Genomic DNA, 25,968 nt, shown 5'->3' with positions numbered 1-25,968 from the left:
CTATTACTAACTTAGTTCTTAATAAACTTCTTTGTAATTATTTCATCCCCATCGTTCACTTCTATAAAGTACATACCCCCATCGAGCTTAGAAACATTGATTTTTCCATCAGAAGTACCCTTTAAAACTGTTCTTCCTTGAATATTAACTATTCTATAGTTAAATAGTTTTAAGTTAGGAATTTCAACATTCAATACACTGCCTTTAACAGGATTAGGATAGAGTTTAATATCTAATTCAGAAACTTCAGGAGACTCAACGTAACCAACAGCTTCTAAATTATCTCCTTTGCCTTTGGAAGTACCTGAAATTCCGGTTATAGTCACTTGATCAATAAAAATTTGATCTTGATTTCCTGATGCATCATTCTGAAATCTAAAGCCCGAATTTACAGCGAAATTATACTGTGCTGGTGTAATTGTCACAGTAGCATTATAGAATGTATTGTTTTCTATATCAGTACCTCTTGTCCAGGTTTGAACCGTATTCCAAGCAGAGCCATCAAAGAAACGTAACCAAAAATCTTCACCGTTTTCCATACTAAATACGTAGAAGTAAAAATCTACCTCTATTGATGAGTAAGGTGTGACATCTATATTATTTAAAGACATAGATGAAGCTACCCCAGAATTATCTCTTATTCTAATAGAAAAGTTACCTTCATAGGAATTGGCTGAATTTACTCTTGCACAATCATTTCCACCATCAATCCAACTGTCCCATCCGGTTTCAAAATAACCTTCATTAAGAGTAACATTAGATGTACTACATGGCGCACAAGAAGAGCCTCCACAATCTACACCGGTTTCATCACCATTCTGGATTCCGTCATTACAGGTTGGCGCAACTTGCTCAGCTAATTGTACATCATCTATTGCAATATCTGCTTGCCATGTGCTTCCAACAAAACGATTAAATCTTACTTGAACAATACTCCCAGTATAAGCCGATAAATCAACATTAACCGATAACCATTGGTCACCTTGATTTCCCGTCTGGTTCCAAATGCTCGTCCAGGTAATTCCATCGTCATCCGAGATTTCAAGATCAATAGAACCCATGTCTGTTGCACCAAACATATGGTATTGGAAGCTAAATTCTGGATTGGTCAAACCACTTAAATCAAAACAAGGTGAAGTAATAATGGCACGCTTATCTGGATATCCTTGACCATTTACTGACGCTTCAACAAAGATATAGTTATCCCCCTGAATAGCACCAGATGGTCCAGTATTGTTAGACGGTGTTCCGCCATCATCAACCTCCCAATCTAAATCGTCATCACTTGACTGAATCCAAGCACCTGTAGTAAATTCAAACCCTTGCGCATATGGAAAACTAGAAATAACTGTTTCACATGCAGTAGGCTCAATCACATTAATTGTGCGTACAACTTGAGGAGCAGTATTACCAGCACTGTCACTAACATTATAAGTCACTTGGTAAACACCAGCAGTGTTTGTATTAACTGTTCCTGCAATGACAATATTAGCAGTAATATCACCATCAATATTATCCGTTGCTGTAGCTCCTTGTTCTGTATAGGTGTCACCTATTAAAAGATCGATTGTTGATGCTCCAATCAATGTAATTACTGGAGGTGTTGTATCAGCATTTACGTTAACTGTCCTTGTAACTTGAGCAGCTGCATTACCTGAACTATCGCTTACATTGTAGTTAACAAAATATGTTCCTGAAATTGCTGTGTTTACCGTTCCGGTAATTACAATATTTGAACTAATATCCCCATCTAAATTATCTGTTGCAGTAGCCCCGAGTTCATTGTACGTGCCACCTACATTCAAGTTTATAGTTGCTGCACCAATTAAGGTAATAACTGGAGGGGTAGAATCTGCATTAACATTTACGGTTCTTGTAACTTCAACGGCAGCATTACCAGCAACATCACTAACGTTGTATGTTACTACATAAGAACCTACAATATTTGTATCAACTGTATCACCACCCACAACAATATTTCCGGTTATATCGCCATCTACATTATCTATTGCTGTTGCACCAAGTTCGGTATACGTATCCCCCAGTTCTAGATCTATTGGTGAGGCACCATTTAATGTAATAACAGGTGCTTCTGTATCTGGCCCATTGGCTTGTACAATTACAGTGTAATCTTCTACTTCACCATCAAAATTTGTTTCACATGATGTTGGATTTGAGTTATACTTAGCAGATACTCTCATTCTAGTACTACCTACTTGTGCATTCGCAGGAACAGAAACAGATAAAGTAGGTAATGCACCATTAGCTACATTACTTATATCACCTAAGTCATACGTTTCCCTACTATCATTAAAAGATCCATTTCGATTCCAATCTATCCAAACTATAGCATCTACTCGGTAATTCCCATCTGTATTTACATAAACGGTAAGGTCTTCTGATGATGATTGAGTAACTGTTGTACTTAAATTAGTGAAATCTTCATAGCCTACATCTTTAGCAGGACCATCACTATTATCAATAGAGCCAAAAATTACTCGAGATACTCCGGTTTGATAGGTTACATTTCCACTAGATGTACAATAATTTATTTGCACTTCTGTAGTAGTGAAATTTACTAAACTGCTATATGCTGAGTTAGATCCGCCTGAGCACTTACTCCTTACTTGAGCTTCATACTCTGTTAATGCCGTTAAGCCCGTTAAATTAGAAGAAATACCAGTAACAGCAGTTGTTGTCCAGGTTGAAGTCCCTGTTTGTCTATATCTTAAATCGTAAGTTGCTCCTGGGACAGCATCCCAGCTCAATGTTGCAGATGTTGCTGCAAGGTTTGATGCTGCAAGTCCTGTGGGAACAGTTGCGTTACATACAACTGGAGCTCCAATTGTAAAGTTAGCATTAGAAATATCAAAGAAGATATTGTTAGACCCTCTTACCATAATTCTATTCTGGTTACCTTGATTATTTGGCACAACTATATCATGAGAACCATCATTGGTAACAGCAGATGCAATGGTAATCGGATACGTATCACCACCATCTGTAGATAGTAAAATATCAACATTTGCGGCATTAACACCATTACCTGTTGTACCAGCCACATCCCAGCTTACATTCTGAGTTGTACCTGCATTCCATGTTACATTAGTATTAGGCGAGTTCACTACAAAAGGACCAGCTGCACCATTGACAGTAATAGACATATCATCACTATTATTTGTACCACCACCAGCAACATTATCTCTTACTGTTAGTCTAAAGTTTAATGTTCTTGCTACATTTGGAACCGCTTCCCATTGCCATGATGTAGCACCAGCCTTAATAGTTTCGATTCTAGGAAGAAAACGGTTAGGGTTTGTTGTTGGCTCATAAGATCTAAAAGCTACCCCAGAAGTTGCTGTAGTACTTGGAAAGGTTGATGATGCATTATTTTCATCTATTTGTTCCCATACATAAGTCAATACATCGCTGGCATCCGCATCTGTAGCCGAACCTTCCAGCACAAAAGCCGTACCTCTTGGTATTGTATAATTTGAACCTGCGTCTACCACTGGAACAGCATTACCCGTATTTGTATTGGTTTGACAACTAGTAGTCTTAATATAGTCCGTTACCTGCTCTATCGAAACACCGTGGAAATTAGGAGTAACGTTCTGTTCTACATCAGTAGAACCTGTAATCCCAGCATAACTCATTATAGTAGTTCCACTTCCTGGCTCTACCTGCACATTAGTGCCTTCATTACCACCATGTGTCCATGTATGATTGGCGCCAAATTGATGCCCCATTTCGTGAGCTACATAATCTACATCAAAAAAGTCTCCTACAGGATTAGTAGCAGAAGTCCAGCCACTACCCTTCTGACCATTTACACAAACACAACCTATACAACCTGCATTACCATTATTTTGAAGATTGGCAAACAAGTGTCCTATATCGTAATTAGCTTCACCAATTACAGAAGTTAGGGTATTCTGCAATTGTGTATTATAACCACCTGTGGTGTTTCCGTATGGATCAGAAGATGTACTGGTATATATAACATCATCTGTATTAGCTATTAGTATCATCGTTACATTAAAATCAACTTCAAAAATACCATTGACTCTAGTCATCGTAGTATTAATGGCTGCTAAGGCTTGTGCTTTTGTGCCTCCATGGAACTGAGTATACTCACCTGTAGCTGATACTGCTAAGCGATACGTTCTTAGAATAGAGTCGTCAGCGTTTCTTAGTGCTGTATTAGAATGAGAATCGACGGTTTGTCTAACATTTGCAAATACTGAGCACTCAAAGTCATCATTAACGTTAATACGATTTTCTCTATTAAAAACTATATAAGTATTGGTTCCCTGTGTAACGGGTTCAATGAATGTACTCTTACCGTTTGAAGAAAGAATCATTCCACTAAAACCTTCTGGAGATAGACTAAATCTTAAAACTGACGACGCATCATCAATACCTTGACCCACATAAGATCTAATTTCAGGGAACCGTTCCTGTAAATCAGGATGCATTACAGAGGCTTCTTTAATTGAAAAACGCTCTAACTTACCTTGAGAATTAGGAAACGATAAAATAGTGTTTGACACTACAGAAAATTGATTGCGTTGTGCAACTCCGTTAAGCGCCTGTTTAAGTGCTTGTGTGTTCAAACTAAAGGTTTGAAACGTCTTTAAAGATTGGTGATTTTCTTTTACAACTGAGTTGGCATTAGAAGTTTGTTTTTGCCAAAATGTTTTGTTTTGTGACCATATCATGGCCGATGTCATCATTGCGATGACCAACAATAATTTAACTTTCATAAATGTTGAGGTTTTAGATTAATTAATAGCTTTCCTATTTGAAATTAGTTATTTTTTTTGCACAAAACTTTTATACGATTAAATATTAATCCTCAAAACTAAAAATGTGCGGAAAAACCGTAATTGAAAGTAAGAATACTTTTACTTACGGTTTAAAAAATAAAAAAGCCCAGAAATTTTCTGGGCTTTACATTAATCATATATATATTCTATTTATCTTATAATCAACTTTTTAGTGATTGTATTTTTTTCATTAGCAAGCTGAATCATATAAACCCCACTAGTAAACCCGTAAGTATTTACAGTATTAACCGTGCTGTTTGTTATTAATTCTTTACTTAGAATTTTTCTGCCTTGGATATCATATAATGTAAGTTTTGTATCATCTCTCAATAAGCCTCTTACTACAATTTGTTGTAATTCGTCATTATTATAAACTTGTAGCTTATCTAGTTCAGAATCTTCAATTGACAATACACTTTGACCAAATCTCAGGTAAAATCTGCCTGTGCCCGACAAATCAGTATCTGCGGTAAACGTATAATCAGACGAATTTAAAAGTGTAAATGTATTGGTAACTACGTCTTCTAAGTAAATATCTTCACTAGTATTGGTGTCTTCTAAACTAATAACACCTTGTTCTCCATGGGCAATATTAACGCCTAACGGAATTATTGGGTTGTTGCTTATGTCATTAAAACTAATCGATTGTATAGCTATATCTAAATCTTGATTACCTTGTGGTAATTCTGAATAGATTGAAAAATCAGTAGGTGCTCCCTCAAAATGCTCCGCATCATAACCAATATCTAAACCTAAAGATGCATTATTAGTAAAATACAATTCTGTATTAAATGTTTGAGTATTTGAAGTTAATCTAATTATTGAATGCTCAATACTATTAGATGAGGCATTTCTACCTGCGATAAAATCATCAGAGGATCCAGATGCTCTCATAGAAGGTGTAAATGCTATGGTAGACCCACCATCTTTTGATGATACAAAGAATCCTTGTCCTGGACTAATCAAAGTATTAGGATTAGCATCAGAGTATGCTAAATTCCAAATGGTCCAATAATTTCCATCTGTAGCATCAGCATCATAACCATATATTGCAACACTCAATGGATCTAACTGTGATAAATTCATAGTTAAAAAATCTGATAAATTCATGTAAGACGGATAGGGATTACCTATTAAATTCCATTTTGCACTATTAGTTCCTGTCTTTTCAATAGGAACATTGACATTAGATGTTATAGCATCACCTGTAAAGATAAACACCCCTCCATTTGTCGATGCAGCTCTATAGCCTTTACCCGAAGATAATGTTGAGCTTTCGGTATTAGCATAAAGTGCGTAATCATTTGTTGGTTTTTCAAAAGGTCCAAATAAGAAAAGCGTCTGATCTGAATTTGCAAAAACATTACTATTATCAGATAAAAAGTCTGTGAATATTTGACCATTAACTGGTGGTGCAATTAGATCATTTCCATTAGCGTTAGAATTTACGGTACGTCTGTACCTAACTGGTCCTGTCACTTGTCCATCTACTATTAAACTAGAGTACTCATTAGAATCTGACCTCATATTTAATATCCCATTATTAGTAACATCATTTGCTACAGTTACGGACATACTCTTATTAACATTTACTCTAGCGCCATTATCAATCAATAAACTATTGATACTTATATCCGAACTCACATTATATGTTCCGTCTACGATATAAACATCTTCAGAAGTTGTGGATGCACTAGGAGCATTTGGGGTCCATGTACCACCGCTATAGACTAAACCATTAAATAAACTAATCGTATAATCCTCAACTTCACCATAATCATAACCATTACTGTCACAAGCTGATGCTGGTAAGGTATTATACTGCATTACAACTCGCATTCTTGTATCTCCTGTAGTTACTGTACCTGGTACTGTAAAGTTAACGCTTACTGGTGATGTACCTGTAGCTGGTTGAGTTGACACAATACGTTCTGCTGTTGAGAAGTTTCCATCTCTATCATAATCAATCCATACTCTATATCCCTCAGAAAATGCTGAGCCAGTCCATTCTGGTGTAATTGTAATTGTATATTGAACCCCTGATCTTAAGATAGTAGAAATGTTTGTGAAATCAGAGTAACTTTGAGCTCCTGATGAGTTATCAATATCATTAAGCTGTACTCTACCAATATATTCATCTGAAACATCACCTCCTAAATTTGCGCAATAAGATATAGATGTTGTAGAAAAGTTATATGTGCTCGAATAAGAAGATGTATTAGAATTACAAAGTGACCTCACTTCATATTCATAATCCGTATCTGTTGTAAGCCCTGTAATATCATATGTATTTGATGTAAGTCCTAAAACATCTGTCCATGTTGTAGTACCTGATTCTCTATATCTTAAATCGAAAGTGGCACCTGTAGATGTCCAACTTAAAGTCGCCGAATTGGTTGTTATTGCAGAGGCATTTAAACTATTAGGTACAGGTGGCGTTAATGGTGTTAATAATACATCTGATAAATCAACCATGTTACCATCTGTTATGGATTGACCACTTAAAGTTACTGATTGATAGCATGGAGCTTCTACCAATAAGTTATAAACCCCTCCTTTGATAGGTCTATAAAAATCCCCATGAGTATCTGAAGAAACTTCAGAGCCATAAGCATCATGCCCAACTACGGTAATCGTCGCTCCCTCTATAGGATTTGTTGTTACTGCATCTTTTACTATACCTCTAAAACCGTAAGTCCCTTGAGTTAGGTAATCTAATAATGCATCTCTATTATAATACCAATAATCTATAAGAGAACTCTCTGGTAGTATCTTTTGGTCTGATAATTCTATTGTAACCTCTCTACATTGGTGATAAAAATTCATATAATCTTGTCTTCCACCATATACACGATACCATTCTGCCCCGTGAGTAACTCCTGGACTTGGATAAATATGACTATCCTGATCAACAATCATGTAACTTGATTTGTTGTTATATGTCGGAGAAGATGTATTACCTGCAATTGCATCTGCCTGACAGTGTGTAGCATACTCAACAGAAACATGCTCATACCAGTCGCCATCAGCATGTGTATATTGTGACGATGCATAGGCATTATCAAAAGGATAATTTACAAGTTCAATACCACCATGAAAGTTTGCAGCAATCACAAAATTATGCTGATCAGCAAAATTCATAAATGCAATGGTTTCTGTCTGATAGACTTCCCCATCTGGATGGTCTCCTGCAACGTTATCTGGATAATTTCTATTTAAATCAATGTTATTAGCATTACCTCTTCTTGAATTAACAACAGAGGTATTAGAAGCACTATTATGGTAAGTCCCATCTGGGTTCGCATTAGGGTTAATCCATATCTCGGCATTTTCCACTAAGTTTTTTACTCTTGCATGATCTGCATGACCTGGATCACTATACACCGTTAATATATAATCTATCAGTGTTAGCATCATTGGATAACCAGCAATCTCATTACCATGCATTGATGAGGTAAACATTAATTTAGGTTCTGCTTCATCAACAGATACGTTGTCAGAAATTTTTACAAACAAAATCTCTTTGCCATCATTGATAGGATCAGCCGCTCCCTGTACTGTATAACCAATACTAGACATTTGCACTAAACCAGGATAATCGTCTTCAAAATCTTGCATTTGCTGTGCATATTCTGCATAAGTCGGATAGCTTCCTAACGGAAAAGTCAGCGTTGACATCATACCACGACCAGCCAAAGGCATAACATCGTATATAACTGCTTCATCAACTTCATTTTCATTTTCTGGAACTTGATAAGGAATATTTAAAGCTTCAAATTTTCTAAATTGAGCTTCATTTGCCCAGGCTTTTACTGTATTGGTGCTTGGGTCATAATGTACTATTGATAAGTTTTTTCCAAAGTTTTTTAAGCTGTTACTATTACTAACTTGAAAGGTAAAGGTTAATTCTCCTTTGGTTTCAATGTAATTTTCAGCTTTTAATTTTTCTGTATTCTGAGCATTAATGCTAAACAGAAATAATAGGGTAGCGGTTAAGGTTAAAGTAATTTTTTTCATTTGCTTGGGGCTTTAAATGAATTTTTGTTAGTCCGCTAATATATTGTAAAATATTTCAAAACACAGATAAAATGCGTAAAAATTCGATGAAATGCACATTTTTAGTTTTTCATAAAATCACAAAAAATTGATTATCAGTAATTTAAGTTTTCTTAGTATTTGACTAAATGTTAACTAAAATCAATGATTTATGTTTCTTTTTACTCTCCAATTTTAGTTATTTTTACCTATGCATAACAAAGACTTGCTTAAAGTTGACAAACTGTCTATTTCCTTTTTTGATGGAAAAACAGAAAATAAAATCATTAAGTCTATATCATTTAAAGTAAGACCTAATGAAATATTGGCTGTAATAGGTGAGTCTGGTTCTGGGAAATCTATTACATCTCTTGCTTTAATGGGTTTGTTACCCAAACGCATTTCAAAAATTACTTCAGGCTCTATTGTATTTGATGATGAAGAATTAGCTACTTCTTCTCATAAAAGCTTTCAAAAAATTAGAGGTAATGACATAGCAATGATTTTTCAAGAACCAATGAGTTCTTTAAACCCTTCTATGCGCTGTGGAAAACAGGTTGAAGAAATTTTAAAACAACATTCTACGTTATCTGCTTCAGAAATAAAATCTGAAATTTTAGATCTTTTCGAAAGGGTAAAGCTTCCCAATCCAAAGAGAATCTTTAAATCCTATCCGCACGAAATCTCTGGAGGGCAAAAGCAGCGTGTTGTGATTGCCATGGCAATAGCTTGCAAACCTAAACTACTCATTGCAGACGAGCCAACAACGGCTTTAGACGTTACCGTACAAAAGGAAATTTTAGAGTTATTAAAAACCATTCAAAAAGAAACAAAAATGAGTATTCTATTTATATCTCATGATTTGTCTCTGGTTGCTGAGTTGGCAGATAAAGTCTTAGTGATGTATAAAGGGGAAATTGTAGAGCAAGGTAAAACACAACTCATATTTAATGCCCCAAGACACAACTATACAAAAGCACTAATTGGTGCTAGGCCATCAACCGAATATAGACTAAAAAAATTGCCCACTATTTCAGATTTTATGTCGGGTGAGGTTAATACAAAAATTATCACTGCTAAAGACCGAAAGAAAAACCATGAAAACATATATGCTCAGCCTCCGTTATTAGAAGTCATTGATGTTGAGAAAACTTACATATCTAATAAAGGTTTTTTTTCTAAGGACATTCCTTTTAAGGCTGTAGATGGTGTAAGTTTTAAGGTTTACCCTAGAGAAACCTTAGGTTTAGTTGGCGAATCTGGTTGTGGAAAATCTACTTTAGGCAATGCCATTCTTCAGCTTGATAAGGCTACTTCAGGAATTATAAAATATAAGGGAAAAGATATTACAGGCTTAAGAAAAAATGAGTTACGTCGATTGCGAAAAGACATTCAAATTATATTTCAAGATCCTTTTGCTTCTCTAAATCCCAGGCTAACTGTTGGTAACGCTATCATAGAACCTATGAAAGTGCATAGCATTGGTAATTCTTACAATGAAAGAAAAGAGAAAGTAATAGCACTCTTAGATAAAGTAGGGTTGGAAGCCTCTGCTTTTAACAGATATCCTCATGAGTTTTCTGGTGGTCAACGCCAACGCATTGGTATTGCCAGGACTATTGCTTTAGAGCCTCAATTAATTGTCTGTGACGAATCTGTATCAGCTTTAGATATTTCTGTTCAAGCTCAAGTACTTAACCTTTTAAATGACCTCAAAGCACTATTTGGCTTTACTTATATTTTTATTTCGCACGATTTGGCTGTTGTAAAATATATGGCTGATCAATTACTAGTAATGAATCAAGGAAAAATTGAAGAATTAGGTGATGCTGATACAATTTATAAATCGCCTAAGAAAGATTACACCAAAAAATTAATTCATGCCATTCCCAAAGGGTTATAGCATGAATATCTTTTTGGTTAACTTTAAAACACCTGAAATTACTCTCATGGTGTTTTTTAAGTTTGAAAACATAACATTTTCGTTCAAAGTAGGTTCTGGTAGATTTGATTTGGTCGTTTTCATAAGTGATAAAATTTACGGTAGATTTGGGGCAAATCGTAAATTAAGTTTAAGGTAAATGTTGGTCTACTAAATTTAAATTTGGGACAGCTAATATGTAACTTATTTTGAATTAATCAGCTTAAAGACTATAAAAATCGATAAAATACATGTTTTTTTAACAAATAAACGCTTTGCTCAAGATTTTACTTACAAAAAATGCTATAACTAAAAAGTTACAGCATTAGTTAATCTCTAATATTTCTTATATATCCATTTCTGGTATATCCCCTTCTATAATTAAGTCTCCTTCAGTTGCTTTTTTAATATCGTCTACTGAAACTCCTGGCGCACGTTCTAATAATTTAAAACCCTTATCAGTTACTTCTATAACCGCCATATTAGTTACTATTTTTTTCACACAGTTAACTCCAGTTAAAGGTAACGAACAGGTCTTTAATAGTTTAGAAGCACCAGCTCTGTTAGTATGCATCATAGCTACAATAATATTCTCAGCGCTAGCCACCAAATCCATAGCTCCTCCCATACCTTTTACCATTTTACCTGGAATTTTCCAGTTAGCTATATCACCATTTTCGGATACTTCCATAGCTCCAAGTATTGTTAAATCAACATGTTGCCCTCTAATCATTGAAAAGCTTGTCGCAGAATCAAAGAAGCTCGCTCCAGGTAATGTTGTTATAGTTTGTTTTCCTGCATTAATAATGTCTGCATCTTCTTCACCTTCAAATGGAAATGGTCCCATACCTAAAACTCCATTTTCACTCTGAAATTCTACTTCAATATCATCTCTAACAAAATTTGCCACCAATGTTGGGATGCCAATACCTAAATTAACATAGTAACCGTCTTTTACTTCTCTTGCTATACGCTTTGCTATTCCGTTTTTATCTAACATTTTTTTAGTTATAAGTTATTGAGTGCCTTAAGTACTTGGAGTTAGGCACATAAAAAATCAGTATCTGGGTTTAGGGTACTTAAGCTTTATACACTTTAAGTACTCAAAACTTTTAACTCTTCTGTCTAACTGTTCGTTGCTCAATACGTTTTTCAAAATGTGCACCTTTAAATATGCGCTGTACAAAAATCCCAGGGATATGAATTTGGTTTGGGTCTAACTCACCCACTGGCACTAATTCTTCTACCTCAGCAACAGTTATTGTTGCCGCACCACACATATTGGGATTAAAATTTCGTGCTGTGCCCTTAAATATTAGGTTGCCAGCTGCATCACCTTTCCAGGCTTTAATAAATCCGTAATCGGCCTTAAAAGCATGTTCTAAGACATACATTTTACCATCAAACTCCCTGGTTTCTTTACCTTCAGCTACTTCTGTTCCATAGCCCGCTGGTGTATAAAATGCCGGAAAACCTGCTTGTGCTGCTCTGGCACGTTCTGCTAATGTTCCTTGTGGTATAAGCTCTACATCAAGTTCGCCAGATAGCATTTGACGTTCAAATTCATCATTTTCGCCAACATAAGACGAAATCATTTTTTTAATTTGCTTCTGTTGTAGCAATAAGCCTAAGCCAAAATCATCTACGCCTGCATTATTAGAAATACAAGTCAATCCTTTTATATTGAGTTTTACAAGTTCTGCGATAGCATTTTCAGGAATACCTGAAAGTCCAAAACCCCCAAACATAAAGGTCATGTTATCACTTACCCCTTGCAATGCTTCTGTAACATTTGCTACTTTTTTATTAATCATCAATTGAGAAATTTAGCTTCTGAAAAATACGAAAGACTCAGCAAACTTCATACAAAAATTTGCCTAAAATTTTGAAAGAATCTAAGGGTGAATTTAGAAATCTACATCAACATCTTGGCTGTCATCTGCATCCGAATCTGTACCAAGATCTCCCTCGTCATGTACCTTACAATCTACATTAATATCTAATTCTGAAGGTTCTTCAAAATTACCTGTGGATACATCTAAGGTATCATCTGCATAACAAGCTTTCATATATAAGCCCCAAATAGGTAGTGCCATTGCAGCTCCTTGTCCATAGGTAATAGTTCTAAAATGTGCCGCTCTATCTTCTGCACCAACCCAAACACCAGTAACTAAATTTGGCACCATACCCATAAACCAACCATCACTTTGGTTTTGCGTAGTCCCTGTTTTACCTGCAATAGGATTTTTAAGCTCGTATGGGTAACCTGTAATGATTTCTTTATACTCTGGTCTCCATTTTTCAAAACCTTTGTGTCTTAACCTTCTACCAGAACCTGCATTTGTAACACCTTCCATAAGATTAACTGTAACATATGCTACTTCTTCACTCAGTACATCTTTACTTTCTGGAGCGACCTGGTACAATACTGTGCCATTTTTGTCTTCAATACGTGTAACCATTACTGGTTTATTGTAAACACCTTTATTTACAAACGTTGAGTAGGCTGCTACCATCTCGTAAACGCTAATATCTGCAGTACCAAGTGCAATGGCTGGTACAGGTAAAATATCTTGCTCAACACCTAATTTCTTTGCCATTTCCACAACAGGTTGTGGCCCTATTTCATTCATTAGACGCGCTGTAATTGTATTGGTAGAACTTGCTAAAGCATCTTTTAAGGTTTGTTTTCCAGAATAATTACCATCTGAATTTTTAGTAGTCCATGACTCTGGATTTCCAAATTTATTAGCCTCAATCGTTATTGGAGTCCTTGGAAATGAATCGCAAGGGGATACTTGTAGTTGATCAATGGCAGTAGCATAAACAAAAGGCTTAAACGTAGAGCCTACCTGACGCTTTCCTTGCTTTACCATATCATACTGAAAATGTTTATAGTTCATACCACCAACCCATGCCTTAACATGACCCGTTAATGGGTCCATAGACATCATTCCTGGTTTTAGAAACGATTTGTAATAACGCATAGAGTCAATAGGCTTCATAATCGTATCCACTTCATCTGCTTTACCGTCTATCCATTTAAAGACAGTCATTTCTACTGGTTTATGAAATGAAGCCTCAATTTCTTTATCCGATTTCCCTTGATTTTTTAGTATTCTCCAACGTTCTCCTCTACGCATACCATCTTTCAATAGTTTGTTGATTTCAGATTTATCTAGTTCTAAAAATGGTGCTGTTGGATTTCTGTCTGGTGTGTTTTGATGGTCAAACTCAGCTTGTAATCTTGGCATATGTAATGCAATGGCGTCTTCAGCATATTTTTGCATGCGAGAATCAATAGTTGTAAAAACTTTTAGACCATCACTATATAAATCATACTTACTACCATCTGGTTTTCGATTGTTCTTATCATTAGCCCAATCTTTCATAAAGCCTCTCAAATACTCTCTAAAATAAGTAGCTATACCTTCGCGATGCGACTCTGGTGTGTAGTTTAAGTCGAGCTCTGTAGCTTGTAATGAATCTTTTACTTCTTCCGTAATGTATTCGTATTTGTACATTTGAGCCAAAACCACATTACGTCTGTTCTTTACACCGACAGGATTTCTTCTTGGGTTATAAAGTGAAGAGTTTTTAAACATGCCTACTAACATCGCCGATTCTTTCATGTCTAAATCCTTTGGTTCTTTACCAAAGTAAATTCTTGATGCAGAACGGATACCATCGCCATTATTTCCAAAATCATAAATATTGAAATATTGCGCTATAATTTCTTCTTTAGTGTATTGACGTTCTAACCTAATAGCTATAATCCATTCTCTGACTTTTTGTAAAGCTCTTTCTATCTTATTTTGTGAGACTTGATCTGTAAAAAGCTGTTTTGCTAACTGTTGAGATATAGTACTTGCTCCACCTCCTTGCCCTGCTTTAAAAATAGCTCTCAAAGTACCTCTACCATCAATACCCGAATGATTATAAAATCTAACATCCTCTGTAGCAATTAAAGCTTCTACTAAGTTTTTTGGTAAATCTTCATAGCCTACGGGTGTTCTGTTATCGTTAAAATAAAATTTCCCTAAGGTTTTACCATCAGATGAAATAATTTCTGTCGCTAAATTAGTTTCAGGATTTTCTAGTTTTGTATGGTCTGGCATCTCACCTAAAAGCCCCCAAGAAGCAAAAAGAAACAGTAACACAATTGCAAGAATACCTCCAGCAAAAAGCATCCAAAACCATCTTATGTATTTTGAAAAATCTACTGCTTCAGTTTTAGATTTGGTTGTCTTCTTTTTTGCCATAATATTAATTATTGCGTTTGTTCTACTCTAAAGCCTATGTCTGTTATACCTTCTAAATCCTTTACACCATTAACTTCACCATTATTACGCATGGCATGTTGAATGTTAACTCTATAATCCCCATTTTCGCTAAACTTAAATGGTGTCTTATAGCCTCTATACCATAGCTTATTTTCCTTTACATCTGTAAATCCTTCCCCGAGAAGCTCTCCGTTTGGTGCCGCCATTTTATACTCTAATGTATCCTTAATTATTTTTCCGTTGGGATAATTTAGTTCTACGATGAGGTATAGGTTGCTAAATTTATAATCGTTTGTGTTTCTTAAGTTAACGTATAAGTTATAGTTGTTGGTAGTATCTGGCGCCTTAAAGTTGAAACTTGCTACAGAATCCTTATGCCATTGATTAGGTAGGGATTTGTAGACATCAAAAACCGCTTTTGAATCGCAACCCAAAATCAAAGAACATAAGGCAACTATATATAATATGCCATTAGTTTTTCTTTGCATTCTGTTTTTGATTACGGTTTCGATTGCGTTTTTTATTTCTGTTCTTATTATTTTTACGTTTCTTTTTGGATTTTGGATTATCGAAACGTGTTAAACTGTCTTGTCCTACAACGTTTTCAAACTCTGTTTTAGTGTCTTCTATGTGCTCAGCAGCATACTCTTCAAGGCTTACAACTTTTTCTTTTTTCTTATTTTTTGCAATAATTTCATTGGCTTGATCTGTAGTAATAATATGCCAATTCATCCATTCGCCTTCATAAGCATACCACATTAAGCCTTTAAAAATATCTGTCTTTTGGCATACTGCAGTGCCTTTTTCGGTATAAAGTTTAGTGTCATTTTTTGGAAACGCTTTTAAAGCATCTAAATAGGCATCCAATTCGTAGTTTAAGCAGCATTTAAGTTTTCCGCATTGGCCAGCCAATTTTAACGGATTTAAAGATAATTGTTGGTATCTAGCTGCAGATGTACTTACAGATCTAAAGTCTGTTAACCATGTAGAACAACATAGTTCTCTTCCGCAAGAGCCTATACCGCCAAGCCTTGCTGCTTCTTGTCTAAACCCTACTTGACGCATTTCGATTCGGGTTTTAAACTCTCGTGCAAAAACTTTTATGAGTTCTCTAAAATCTACACGCTCTTCTGCAGTATAATAAAATGTAGCTTTACTTCCATCTCCTTGATATTCTATATCTGAAATCTTCATCTTAAGATTAAGATCAATAGCAAACTGACGTGCTTTAACCTTCATAGGTTCTTCTTTGTCTCGCGACTTGGACCAGATATCTATATCGCGTTGTGAAGCTTTGCGATATATCTTTAAGACACTTTCTTCATCATTGATATCAACCTTTTTGCGTTTCATTTGTACGCGTACCAATTCGCCAGTTAAGGTTACCATGCCTATATCGTGGCCTGATTTTGCTTGGGTAGCCACAATATCGCCTATGCTCAATGTTAAATTCTCAGTATTTCTATAGTACAGTTTCCTGCCGTTTTTAAAACGTACCTCAACACCTATGAAAGGGTCTTGTCCATTGGGAAGTGACATGTTAGCCAGCCAGTCAAAAACAGTAAGTTTATTGCAGCTATCTGTACCACAAGTCCCATTGTTTTTACATCCTTTTGGTTGACCGTCTTTACCAGTTGTGCAACTGTTACAAGCCATAAAAAGTTATATATATTTAATCTAGATTACAAAGTCTAGATAAAGGATTCATAATTTAATAATGAGTAAAGATACTATTATTTCTTTAGTTGAATAAAGTGCTTTTGTTTAAACTCATCACTAAAAACGATAAATTAAACAGAGAAAAGAATACAGAATAAAAATACGCTAGTTAAGCTCTATCTCGTAATTGAGTTTATTTGAAAGGGTTCTTAAATGCGATTTTGATTTAAACACATTAGAAAACAATAATTTACTCCAACCGATTTTTTTAGAATACGCATTAAACGTTTCTGTTCTCCAATTAAAACCTTCTTTCCAGAATTTATTCGGAGATATATAACAAAACGTATAATCGAATATAAAACTCGACGTGTTTTCATCTTTAAGTTTTTCTAATTTATTTGGAGCCATTAGTATAATATTATTTTCGGAGCAATTGGCTCTAATTTTAGATATCATAGTTGTGTAGTCCTTTTCTAAAGAAGAAATGTCAAAATCGTTGTATTCCGTGTTTCCGATTTTTTGAATTGGCCTCAATTGAAGTATATCAAAACCTGAAGCATCAAAATACTTAAAAAAGTCCTCAAGCTCATAAAAATTATCTTTATTGAAGGTGTAGTTGATTCTAACTTTAAAATCGTATTTAACCTTTAGGGTTTTAAATGCTGCAAATGCGTTTTGAAACTTTTCGTAGCTTGCTTTTTTCATAAAGCTTTCGTAACTCTCCTTTGTCACACCGTGAAGCGATATCGTAAACTCATTAAGACCAGCAATAAGTAATTCTTCTATTTTTTCTTCGGTAAGCAAGTTAGCATTTGTAGTTAAAGATATGTAAGGCACATTATACTGCTTACCAAGCCTCACTATCTTTGGCAAATCTTTATATAGTGTTGGCTCGGTACCACATCCTATTTGTAACTTTAAAGCCCTATTAAAAATGGCTTTAGCAACAAGGTCGAGTTCTTGATCTTTAAATTGTCCTTTTAGTGTTTTTACGTAATCTGAATCTGTAAAATAGCACATTTTACAACGTAGATTACATGCCATTACGGGATCCAGATTGACTGCTAAATAGCGTTTATTAAGCTTATGAAGTACATATAGTGCTAAGAATTTAACCCTGTGGCTTTTTATTTTCCTATTGAGCTTTAAAAGCTTATAAACATTCATACTGTTCTATTTCTTTATGCTCTCAAAAATATTTCTCAAGTCTTTTTTATAAGGTAAATGGTCTGCTCTTCCTTTTTTAAATATATCATTGCTATTACCCTGTCCTTTTCTTAAGGATTTTTGTTCTTCGTAAGGCAATTTAATGATTTCTTGGCACTGTGTAGAACAACAGTTCTCCATTTTTTCTTTACACTCTTCGCACTGAATGAACAACAAATGACACGCCTCATTAACACAATTAGTATGTAAATCGGCGGGTTGCCCACATTGATGGCAATTAGCTATAACATCATCACTTATGCGTTCTGATCGTCTTTGATCAAAAACAAAGTTTTTTCCAATAAACTTATTTTCTAAACCTTCTGCATCAACCTGTCTGGTGTAATTTATTATACCACCTTCTAACTGATACACATTCTTAAACCCTTTATGTTTATAGTAAGCACTTGCTTTTTCGCAACGTATACCTCCTGTACAATACATTACCAGCTTTTTATCTTCTTTATGCGCTCTTAAATCTTCTTCGATTAAGTCTAAAGATTCTCTAAAGGTATCCACATCTGGTGTAATAGCATTTTTAAAATGACCTATTTCACTTTCGTAATGATTACGCATATCGACCAAAACTGTATCCGGGTCCTCAATGAGTTGGTTAAATTTTTCAGCGTTAACATGTATTCCTTTGTTAGTAACATCAAAAGTGTCGTCATTAAGACCATCTGCAACAATTTTGTGGCGCACTTTTACTTTTAGTTTTAAAAACGCAAAATTATCATGTTCAATGGCAATATTTAATCTTACATTTTCTAAAAACGTAATGGTGTCAAGATGATTTTTAAACGTTTTAAAATTCTCTGCCGGTATAGATAATTGCGCATTTATACCTTCGTGGGCTATATATATTCTCCCTAAGACATCTAGCTTATCCCAAGCCAAATACATATGGTTTCTGAAAATTTCGGTATTACCAATTTTGGCGTACTTATAGAAAGAGATAGTCAAACGGTCTTTACCCGCTTTTTCGATAAGCTCAACTCTTTCCTTAGCACTTAAGTTATTGTACAGTTGCATGCTATACTAATTTTTTAAGGTTAAAGATTATTTAGTACTCTTTTGTTTAAACCAACTTGGAGTATATTTTAGTTGCAAAGGTATTTATTTTGGTGGATAACCATAAGAAAAGCACTTTGAAAAATTTCAAAGTGCTTTTCTCACCAACCAACTAACTTAAAACTTATTAAAAAAGGTTATTTAACTAAGATGTATTTGCTGTTGTTTATAAACAACAGCAAATACTTTTAATCTTTGTACGCTAACTTGAAAGGTAATCTTAAAAAAAGATTTAATCCAATCAAGCCTTTTTCATAGCAATTTTTTCCTTTTTCATTTAATAGATGTAAAAAGTGTAAAATGGTTGCGTCATAAAATTGAAAAAAATAAAATAAGTGGTATTTTTGGTGTCCATTTAATTAAGAAAACAGAAGAAATGAGTAGTGAAAAAGATGCAAAATTAAAAGCGTTAAAATTAACGTTAGATAAGTTAGATAAAGCTTATGGTAAAGGAACTGTAATGAAAATGAGCGATCAGGCTATTGAAGATGTAGATGCCATTTCGTCTGGTTCTTTAGGTTTAGATATCGCTTTAGGTGTTGGCGGTTACCCTAGAGGCCGTGTTATAGAAATATATGGACCAGAATCGTCAGGTAAAACAACTTTAACACTTCATGCAATTGCAGAAGCACAAAAAGCTGGTGGGATTGCTGCCTTTATTGATGCAGAACATGCCTTTGATCGTTTTTATGCTGAAAATTTAGGTGTTGATATTGATAATTTAATTATCTCTCAGCCAGATAATGGCGAACAAGCTTTAGAAATTACCGATAATCTAATACGCTCTGGGGCAATTGATATTGTTGTTATTGATTCTGTAGCGGCTTTGACTCCAAAAAGTGAAATTGAAGGTGAAATGGGCGATTCTAAAATGGGCTTGCATGCACGATTAATGTCACAGGCTTTAAGAAAGCTAACGGCTTCTATTAGTAAAACTCATTGTACCGTAATTTTTATTAATCAATTGCGTGAAAAAATTGGTGTAATGTTTGGCAATCCAGAAACAACAACTGGCGGTAATGCCTTAAAATTTTATGCTTCCGTACGTTTAGATATCCGTCGTTCTACACAAATTAAAAGTACAGATGGTAATGTAATGGGTAATAAAACCCGAGTTAAGGTAGTTAAGAACAAGGTTGCACCTCCATTTAAATTAGCTGAATTTGATATTATGTATGGTGAAGGGGTCAGTAAAGTTGGTGAGGTCTTAGATTTAGCTGTAGAACACGATATTATAAAGAAGAGTGGCTCTTGGTTTAGCTATGGCGATACAAAACTTGGTCAGGGGCGTGATGCCGTAAAAACTCTAATCAAAGACAATCCTGATTTAATGGATGAATTGGAAGAAAAAGTGAGGGCATTAATTAATGATAATTAACAAAGCAAAATAAAAAATCCTGAAAAAAATCAGGATTTTTTATTTTTTGACGCAACCATTTTATACTTTCTGCATCTGTAGTATAGAATTAATTATGTGAATTATAATGAAAAAGTGTGTTTTAGGCCTTACTGTATTATTCATAATGCTTACATCATGTTCAGTTGATGAAGGATCTGGGCCAGATTTCTCTTTTCAATTTATGCCTATTGAGAGTGTAGAAGTTCCTCAAGAATTTATACACGGAGAAACCTATACCATAAATGTAAACTATACACAACCTAACGATTGCTATGAGTTTAATAGCTTTGCATACGACGTTAATGACCAAGAAAGAACCATAGCTGTAGTTAATACCGTTTATAACACTGGTGAATCTACTTGCCCTGGCGAACCTGCATTGGTTAGTGTAGGTTTTGATTTTACAGTAACAAGCACCAATACATATGTGTTTAAGTTTTATCAAGGCGGAAACGATGATGGTGTAGACCAATATCATATTGTTGAAGTGCCAGTGACATTTGGCAGACAGATCGTTGACCCAAAACATTAAGTGATTATTAATTAATTCCAACAACAATGTGAGTTTAGAAAGACTCATAAAAAATTGTGTTAAACAAGATGCTGAAGCCCAAAGCCAATTATACAAGCAATATGCAAGTAAATTATTTTCGCTTTGTCTTAAGTATTCTAGAAACTATGCTGAGGCAGAGGATAATCTGCACGATGCATTTATAACTATTTTTAGCAAAATAGGTCAGTATAATAGTAAAGGTTCTTTTGAAGGTTGGTTAAAACGGATAGCAATTAATACAGCATTGCAACGCTACAGAGAAGATGTTGGTGTTTACGATATCGTAAACGAAGGGAACATAGAAGATGTCTCGGTAGATATAAATGATAAAGATATAAGTATTGATTTTTTGCTAAGCATTGTTCAAGAATTGCCAGACAGATATCGATTGGTATTCAATTTGTATGTGTTAGATGGTTATTCGCATGTAGAAATAAGTGAATTGATTAATATTTCAACCGGAACCTCAAAATCTAATCTCGCTAGAGCGCGATTGATTTTAAAAAATAAAATAGAAGATTACAGAGCGAATAAAAATTCGCAATCATTATAATAATGAACGAGAAAAAGAACATAGATAGGCTTTTTCAGGAAAAGTTTAAAGATTTTGAAGCTGTGCCAAATGATGCGGTTTGGAATCGTATAAGTGAAAGCCTGCCTAAGAAAAAGAAAAAGCGTAGAGTTATTGCACTTTGGTGGCAAATTGGGGGAGTGGCTGCTGTAATTGCTTTATTGCTAACTGTTGGTGTTTCCGTATTTAATTCTGACACTAATAATTCTACAGAAAAACCTGTAATTGTTGACACTGAAGATGCTACAAACAATAGCAAAATTGATACTCCTTCTAATGACAAGCAAAACCAACTTAACGATAGTAGTGAATTTGAAGAAATTGAACTCGTAGAATCTGATAAAAGCGAGGAGTCTATTCAAAATTCAAAAAACAATGGCAGCAATAATAATCAACAAAATAATGCTTCTCTAAAGCTAACTATTCCTAATAACCCAAATTCTAATAACTCTGTCGCTAATAACTCTGAAGAAAAAGAAAAAACAACACAACCTCAAAACCGCAAGTCTTTAATTATCAGGGAGAACAATAATACTAAAGTAGCTGAAAACACAAAAGCCCAAAAACGCAATACCAAAACTGAGCTCAGTAACAAAGACGAAATAAAATCAGTAATAAAAGAGACTATTGAAAGTAACAAAACTGCAGTTACTGATAATACTACTAAAGAAACAGATAACTCAAATATAGACAATACAGATATTAACACTGTTAATGATGATAACGAAAAAGATGTTACCGCAGCATTAGAAGATCCTAAAAAGCAATCTATAAAAGATGCCGTTGCAACTCAAGAAAACATTAATGAAAAAGAAAAAGAAGATGAGCAGAGCAGGTGGAGCATTGCCCCTAATGTTGCGCCTGTTTATTTTAGTTCTTTAGGTCAGGGATCTTCCATAGACAGGCAGTTTAACCAAAACTCTAAAAGTAGCGATATAAATATGAGTTATGGTATTTCTGGAACCTATGCTGTTTCTGATAAACTAAAGGTCCGTGCTGGTATCAATCGGGTTAATTTAAGCCAAACTACCTCAGATGTATATACTTTTACAGGTGGTGAGTTTGCTTCGAGAGGTGATGAAGTTCAAATAGGAAACATTAATCCCAGAAATGGATTAGGGAATATAACTATAATGAGCGTAAACGTTTTTAACAGGAGTTCTTCCCCAGAGGTATTTAATACTAAAATTGCAGGTAATTTAGACCAACGTTTTGGTTTTATTGAAGTGCCTTTAGAATTAGAATATCGCTTAGTTGATAAAAAATTTGGTCTTAATGTTATTGGTGGTTTTAGTACATTTTTCTTAAACCAGAATGAAATATATGTGGATATTGACGGAACTTCAACCTTGATAGGTGAAGCTAGTAATATCAATTCAACAAGTTTTAGTGCCAATTTTGGATTGGGGTTAGATTATAAGTTATCTAAACAATGGAATATCAATCTTGAACCGCAGTTCAAGTATCAAATAAACACATTCAATAATACGTCTGGTGATTTTAGACCTTTCTTTATTGGAGTATATACAGGATTAAGTTTTAAGTTTTAGGTTAAATTTGATTGTTAAGTTATTGCAAATCTTTCTGTCTTAGAACAGGACAACATTAAAGCAATGGTGTATGCAATAATAGTAAAAAAGCTACTCGTGGTTAGGGTAGCTTTTTTGATGTTGTAGAACGACTTAATGCATCCCAAATTACCGCTCTTGTCTTTTCATTAAGCACTTTGGTATCCTTAGTGGTTAAGCCTTCAGTTTTAAAAAACTTGTGGATTTTAGCTCTCATTTTCCCTGGGCTTCCGCTAAAAAAAGTATATGAGAATCGTTTTTTATTATCGTAAAATGTAATAGGCACAACCGGAATTTGATGATTGATGGCTAAACGAAACGCCCCATCCTTAAATGCATCGAGTAAAACATGCTCTTCTGGCACACCTCCTTCTGGAAAAATACAAATGCTAAGCCCTTGTTTTAATCGTCTTTGCGCTCTCAAAAAAACAGCTTGTCTGCTCTTTGCACTACTTCTGTCCACTAAAATGCACGTGCGTTTATAGAAAAATCCAAATAACGGAATTTTGGCCAATTCCTTTTTACCAACAAATACAAAAGGATTTTTTACCGAAGCTAACATTAGCATAATATCGGTCATTGAAGTATGATTAGCCACAAACATATAGCTCTTTTTAGGTTCAGAAATTTCTTCTCTTGTAATTTTGTATTTAAAACCCATCCCTACTAAAATAAACTTCGCCCAAAAACGCGCTAACTTAAAGAAAAAAGGATACCACTGTTCTCTTGAAATTGAGATTAAGAGTAAGGGAAATAAAATGATGATTGGCAAGGCGACCATAATATAGAACCAAATGCGATATAAAAGCCAAAAAGGATATTTAAATATTGCCATGGCATCAAAACTAAGTATTTAATTCAAATAGCTTCTAATAGTTCTTTCAAAAATTTATCTTTGTTTTCGATTTTAGAATTAAGTTTAATTTAATGAGATTCTCACTTTTGTGAGAAGTTGGCATGGCAAGAATATTAACAGGCATACAAAGTACAGGAACACCACACTTAGGTAATATTTTAGGTGCGATTTTACCAGCGATAGATAAAGCAAAAAATAAAGCTAATGATTCGTATTTATTTATTGCAGACCTCCACTCGTTAACACAAATTAAGGACGCAGACACTTTACGTAATAACACCTACTCAACTGCTGCAACCTGGTTGGCATTTAGCTTAGATATTGAAAAAACTGTGTTTTACAGACAGAGCGATATCCCTCAGGTTACTGAACTAGCTTGGTATTTAAACTGTTTCTTTCCTTTTAAACGATTAGAATTAGCGCATAGCTTTAAGGATAAGGCTGACCGATTAGACGACGTTAATGGTGGTTTGTTTACTTATCCCATGCTTATGGCAGCCGATATTTTATTGTATGATTCTGAAATTATTCCTGTGGGTAAAGACCAGGAGCAACATATAGAAATGACACGCGATGTTGCATCGCGTTTTCATGCTAAAATGGGTGGCGAAACCTTTGTATTGCCAAAAGCAGATATACAAGAAGACACTATGTTAATTCCTGGTACCGATGGTGCAAAGATGAGCAAGAGTAAAGGAAATATTATTAATATCTTTTTACCAGAAAAGAAATTGCGAAAGCAAATTATGTCTATTCAAACGGATAGCACACCTCTTGAAGAACCCAAAGATTGGACAACCTGTAATTGTTTTGCGCTTTATAACATACTCGGCAATGATGCACAAGTGGCAGAGATGAAAGCCAATTACGAAGGCGGTAATTACGGTTATGGCCATGCAAAGCAAGCTTTATACGAGTTAATCTTAGACCGTTTTGCGGAGCCCAGAGGTCGTTATAATTATTATATGGAGAACCTTAATGAAGTTGATGCCGCATTAGCCAAAGGTGCTGCTAAAGCTAAGTTAGTGGCAAATGATGTATTGAAGCGTGTACGCGCTAAGGTTGGGTATTGATAAGTAATATTTCAAAACGCTAATTTAATTTACTACCTTCAAACTAATTATATTTATAGCTCAGCTCGCTTTAATTTTCTATTTATTATTTTCTAGAACAAGAACAGACTCTTAAAATAAGAGCCTGTTCAGCTTTTTAAATTATTGATTAAATAAGTATTGATTTTTTATTTTACAAAAGCTTTGATTTACAGTGTCACCTTCATTTTTTAATAAAATTTACAGGAACAGAATTAGTAGATTCCAATGTCCCATTATATACCTTATAACCATTTTCTTTAATTTCTTTCTTTTTTATTTCTGTTAGAAAATCTTTAACATCATCATAACCAAGAAAGGTGAACCTTAGTTTTGCCTCAAACTTTTTGGCCGTATCAAAACTTACACCACTATAATCCCCTATTAAGTCATCTTTTTTTTGAGGTAAAGATGTATATGTTTCAAAATAAACAGATTCGTCAGGGTGTATTGTTATAATTGATTTTGAAATTTTGGCACTTTTTTTCTTCCAAGAATCCAACTTATTATCATAGCCTATATTATCGTAATAAGTCTTCTGTACACTATCTTGATAATCTAAAAAATTATAATGTAACTCTTCAGCAGTGGCAGTGGTATTAGAGTAAATCGGTGAATTTCCATCCTTATCTGAAAAAATTAAATTTTGAAACCCTATTGCCCTAAAACTATCTGGGTAACAATTACCATATTTGTTATCAAAAATTAACAAATAAGTATCCTTACTTTTATTATGAATCTTGAATGTAATAATATTATTAGATATTTTTTTATAATGTTGACGCCCAATAGTTATTCTATTATGAATAGTATCTTTAGGAACATAAGACACCAATGAGTCATTCAAAAACGTTAGTTCTAATTCTTTTTTATCACTACATGATAAAATAAAAATTATAGCTATTAACACAGAATATTTCATA

General features: G+C 34.4%; 17 protein-coding genes. 6 read left to right on the top strand and 11 right to left on the bottom strand.

Features of this window, described 5'->3' with window-relative positions:
• Positions 1 to 11 precede the first annotated feature (11 nt).
• Positions 12 to 4,766 (bottom strand): immunoglobulin-like domain-containing protein, encoded by a 4,755-nt coding sequence (locus Q0912_RS03570; protein ID WP_299112136.1) that lies wholly within the window; start codon positions 4,764 to 4,766, stop codon positions 12 to 14.
• 213 nt (positions 4,767 to 4,979) lie between these two features.
• Entirely contained in the window at positions 4,980 to 8,846 is a 3,867-nt protein-coding gene (locus tag Q0912_RS03565) for a M14 family zinc carboxypeptidase (protein WP_299112134.1), read from the bottom strand.
• A 229-nt stretch (positions 8,847 to 9,075) separates the two neighbouring features.
• On the opposite strand from Q0912_RS03565, the gene Q0912_RS03560 reads away from it, so the two are divergent.
• The gene (locus tag Q0912_RS03560) at positions 9,076 to 10,767 is read left to right on the top strand and encodes an ABC transporter ATP-binding protein (protein ID WP_299112131.1); all 1,692 of its coding nucleotides are present in this window, start codon (positions 9,076 to 9,078) and stop codon (positions 10,765 to 10,767) included.
• 364 nt (positions 10,768 to 11,131) lie between these two features.
• Here Q0912_RS03560 and Q0912_RS03555 read toward each other — a convergent pair whose 3' ends face one another.
• The 7 genes from Q0912_RS03555 to Q0912_RS03525 form a co-directional block, all read right to left on the bottom strand.
• On the bottom strand, positions 11,132 to 11,785 hold the full coding sequence (locus Q0912_RS03555) for a CoA transferase subunit B (protein ID WP_299112129.1): 654 nt from the start codon (positions 11,783 to 11,785) through the stop codon (positions 11,132 to 11,134).
• A gap of 112 nt (positions 11,786 to 11,897) precedes the next feature.
• The gene (locus tag Q0912_RS03550) at positions 11,898 to 12,599 is read right to left on the bottom strand and encodes a CoA transferase subunit A (protein WP_299112126.1); all 702 of its coding nucleotides are present in this window, start codon (positions 12,597 to 12,599) and stop codon (positions 11,898 to 11,900) included.
• A 93-nt stretch (positions 12,600 to 12,692) separates the two neighbouring features.
• Entirely contained in the window at positions 12,693 to 15,047 is a 2,355-nt protein-coding gene (locus Q0912_RS03545; protein ID WP_299112124.1) for a transglycosylase domain-containing protein, read from the bottom strand.
• Between the two features lie 8 nt (positions 15,048 to 15,055).
• Positions 15,056 to 15,556, bottom strand: a complete 501-nt coding sequence (locus Q0912_RS03540; RefSeq protein ID WP_299112122.1) for a gliding motility lipoprotein GldH — start codon at positions 15,554 to 15,556, stop codon at positions 15,056 to 15,058.
• On the bottom strand, positions 15,540 to 16,724 hold the full coding sequence (ricT, locus tag Q0912_RS03535; RefSeq protein ID WP_299112120.1) for a regulatory iron-sulfur-containing complex subunit RicT: 1,185 nt from the start codon (positions 16,722 to 16,724) through the stop codon (positions 15,540 to 15,542). The genes Q0912_RS03540 and ricT overlap by 17 nt, the downstream gene beginning before the upstream one ends.
• Before the next feature lie 168 nt (positions 16,725 to 16,892).
• Positions 16,893 to 17,774, bottom strand: a complete 882-nt coding sequence (locus Q0912_RS03530) for a radical SAM protein (protein ID WP_299112118.1) — start codon at positions 17,772 to 17,774, stop codon at positions 16,893 to 16,895.
• A gap of 129 nt (positions 17,775 to 17,903) precedes the next feature.
• Positions 17,904 to 18,968 (bottom strand): rhodanese-related sulfurtransferase, encoded by a 1,065-nt coding sequence (locus tag Q0912_RS03525; RefSeq protein WP_299112116.1) that lies wholly within the window; start codon positions 18,966 to 18,968, stop codon positions 17,904 to 17,906.
• A gap of 415 nt (positions 18,969 to 19,383) precedes the next feature.
• Between Q0912_RS03525 and recA the strand changes: the two genes are divergently transcribed.
• From recA to Q0912_RS03505, 4 genes are all read left to right on the top strand, one after another.
• Positions 19,384 to 20,385 carry a recombinase RecA gene (gene recA, locus Q0912_RS03520; protein ID WP_299112632.1) on the top strand — a complete coding sequence of 334 codons (1,002 nt, stop codon included), beginning with the start codon at positions 19,384 to 19,386 and terminating at the stop codon, positions 20,383 to 20,385.
• 106 nt (positions 20,386 to 20,491) lie between these two features.
• Positions 20,492 to 20,938, top strand: coding sequence for a hypothetical protein (locus Q0912_RS03515; RefSeq protein WP_299112114.1), 447 nt, complete (start codon positions 20,492 to 20,494; stop codon positions 20,936 to 20,938).
• A gap of 28 nt (positions 20,939 to 20,966) precedes the next feature.
• The gene (locus tag Q0912_RS03510; protein ID WP_299112112.1) at positions 20,967 to 21,512 is read left to right on the top strand and encodes an RNA polymerase sigma factor; all 546 of its coding nucleotides are present in this window, start codon (positions 20,967 to 20,969) and stop codon (positions 21,510 to 21,512) included.
• A gap of 2 nt (positions 21,513 to 21,514) precedes the next feature.
• Positions 21,515 to 23,080 carry a hypothetical protein gene (locus tag Q0912_RS03505; protein WP_299112110.1) on the top strand — a complete coding sequence of 522 codons (1,566 nt, stop codon included), beginning with the start codon at positions 21,515 to 21,517 and terminating at the stop codon, positions 23,078 to 23,080.
• Between the two features lie 100 nt (positions 23,081 to 23,180).
• Here Q0912_RS03505 and Q0912_RS03500 read toward each other — a convergent pair whose 3' ends face one another.
• A complete protein-coding gene (locus Q0912_RS03500; RefSeq protein WP_299112107.1) occupies positions 23,181 to 23,933 on the bottom strand; it encodes a lysophospholipid acyltransferase family protein in 753 nt (250 codons plus the stop codon).
• Positions 23,934 to 24,055: 122 nt separating this feature from the next.
• Here Q0912_RS03500 and trpS point away from each other — a divergent pair, with 122 nt between their 5' ends.
• On the top strand, positions 24,056 to 25,027 hold the full coding sequence (gene trpS / locus Q0912_RS03495) for a tryptophan--tRNA ligase (protein ID WP_299112105.1): 972 nt from the start codon (positions 24,056 to 24,058) through the stop codon (positions 25,025 to 25,027).
• Between the two features lie 202 nt (positions 25,028 to 25,229).
• Here trpS and Q0912_RS03490 read toward each other — a convergent pair whose 3' ends face one another.
• Complete coding sequence (locus Q0912_RS03490) at positions 25,230 to 25,967, bottom strand: hypothetical protein (protein WP_299112098.1); 738 nt, start codon at positions 25,965 to 25,967, stop codon at positions 25,230 to 25,232.
• Position 25,968: the final 1 nt, after the last annotated feature.

The sequence above is a fragment of the uncultured Winogradskyella sp. genome (genome assembly GCF_947498345.1).
Lineage (GTDB): Bacteria > Bacteroidota > Bacteroidia > Flavobacteriales > Flavobacteriaceae > Winogradskyella.
The sequence above is the reverse complement of the archived record's forward strand: the minus strand, read 5'-3'. Positions and strand labels throughout refer to the sequence as shown.

Excerpts from the sequence above, each read along its gene's own strand:
- Q0912_RS03500 (WP_299112107.1), bottom strand. The coding sequence starts at position 23,933 with ATGGCAATATTTAAATATCCTTTTTGGCTTTTATATCGCATTTGGTTC.
- Q0912_RS03530 (WP_299112118.1), bottom strand. The coding sequence starts at position 17,774 with ATGGCATGTAATCTACGTTGTAAAATGTGCTATTTTACAGATTCAGAT.
- Q0912_RS03505 (WP_299112110.1), top strand. The coding sequence starts at position 21,515 with ATGAACGAGAAAAAGAACATAGATAGGCTTTTTCAGGAAAAGTTTAAA.
- trpS (WP_299112105.1), top strand. The coding sequence starts at position 24,056 with ATGGCAAGAATATTAACAGGCATACAAAGTACAGGAACACCACACTTA.
- Q0912_RS03515 (WP_299112114.1), top strand. The coding sequence starts at position 20,492 with ATGAAAAAGTGTGTTTTAGGCCTTACTGTATTATTCATAATGCTTACA.
- Q0912_RS03525 (WP_299112116.1), bottom strand. The coding sequence starts at position 18,968 with ATGCAACTGTACAATAACTTAAGTGCTAAGGAAAGAGTTGAGCTTATC.
- Q0912_RS03540 (WP_299112122.1), bottom strand. The coding sequence starts at position 15,556 with ATGCAAAGAAAAACTAATGGCATATTATATATAGTTGCCTTATGTTCT.
- recA (WP_299112632.1), top strand. The coding sequence starts at position 19,384 with ATGAGTAGTGAAAAAGATGCAAAATTAAAAGCGTTAAAATTAACGTTA.
- Q0912_RS03565 (WP_299112134.1), bottom strand. The coding sequence starts at position 8,846 with ATGAAAAAAATTACTTTAACCTTAACCGCTACCCTATTATTTCTGTTT.
- Q0912_RS03550 (WP_299112126.1), bottom strand. The coding sequence starts at position 12,599 with ATGATTAATAAAAAAGTAGCAAATGTTACAGAAGCATTGCAAGGGGTA.
- Q0912_RS03555 (WP_299112129.1), bottom strand. The coding sequence starts at position 11,785 with ATGTTAGATAAAAACGGAATAGCAAAGCGTATAGCAAGAGAAGTAAAA.
- Q0912_RS03490 (WP_299112098.1), bottom strand. The coding sequence starts at position 25,967 with ATGAAATATTCTGTGTTAATAGCTATAATTTTTATTTTATCATGTAGT.
- Q0912_RS03560 (WP_299112131.1), top strand. The coding sequence starts at position 9,076 with ATGCATAACAAAGACTTGCTTAAAGTTGACAAACTGTCTATTTCCTTT.
- Q0912_RS03570 (WP_299112136.1), bottom strand. The coding sequence starts at position 4,766 with ATGAAAGTTAAATTATTGTTGGTCATCGCAATGATGACATCGGCCATG.
- Q0912_RS03545 (WP_299112124.1), bottom strand. The coding sequence starts at position 15,047 with ATGGCAAAAAAGAAGACAACCAAATCTAAAACTGAAGCAGTAGATTTT.
- ricT (WP_299112120.1), bottom strand. The coding sequence starts at position 16,724 with ATGGCTTGTAACAGTTGCACAACTGGTAAAGACGGTCAACCAAAAGGA.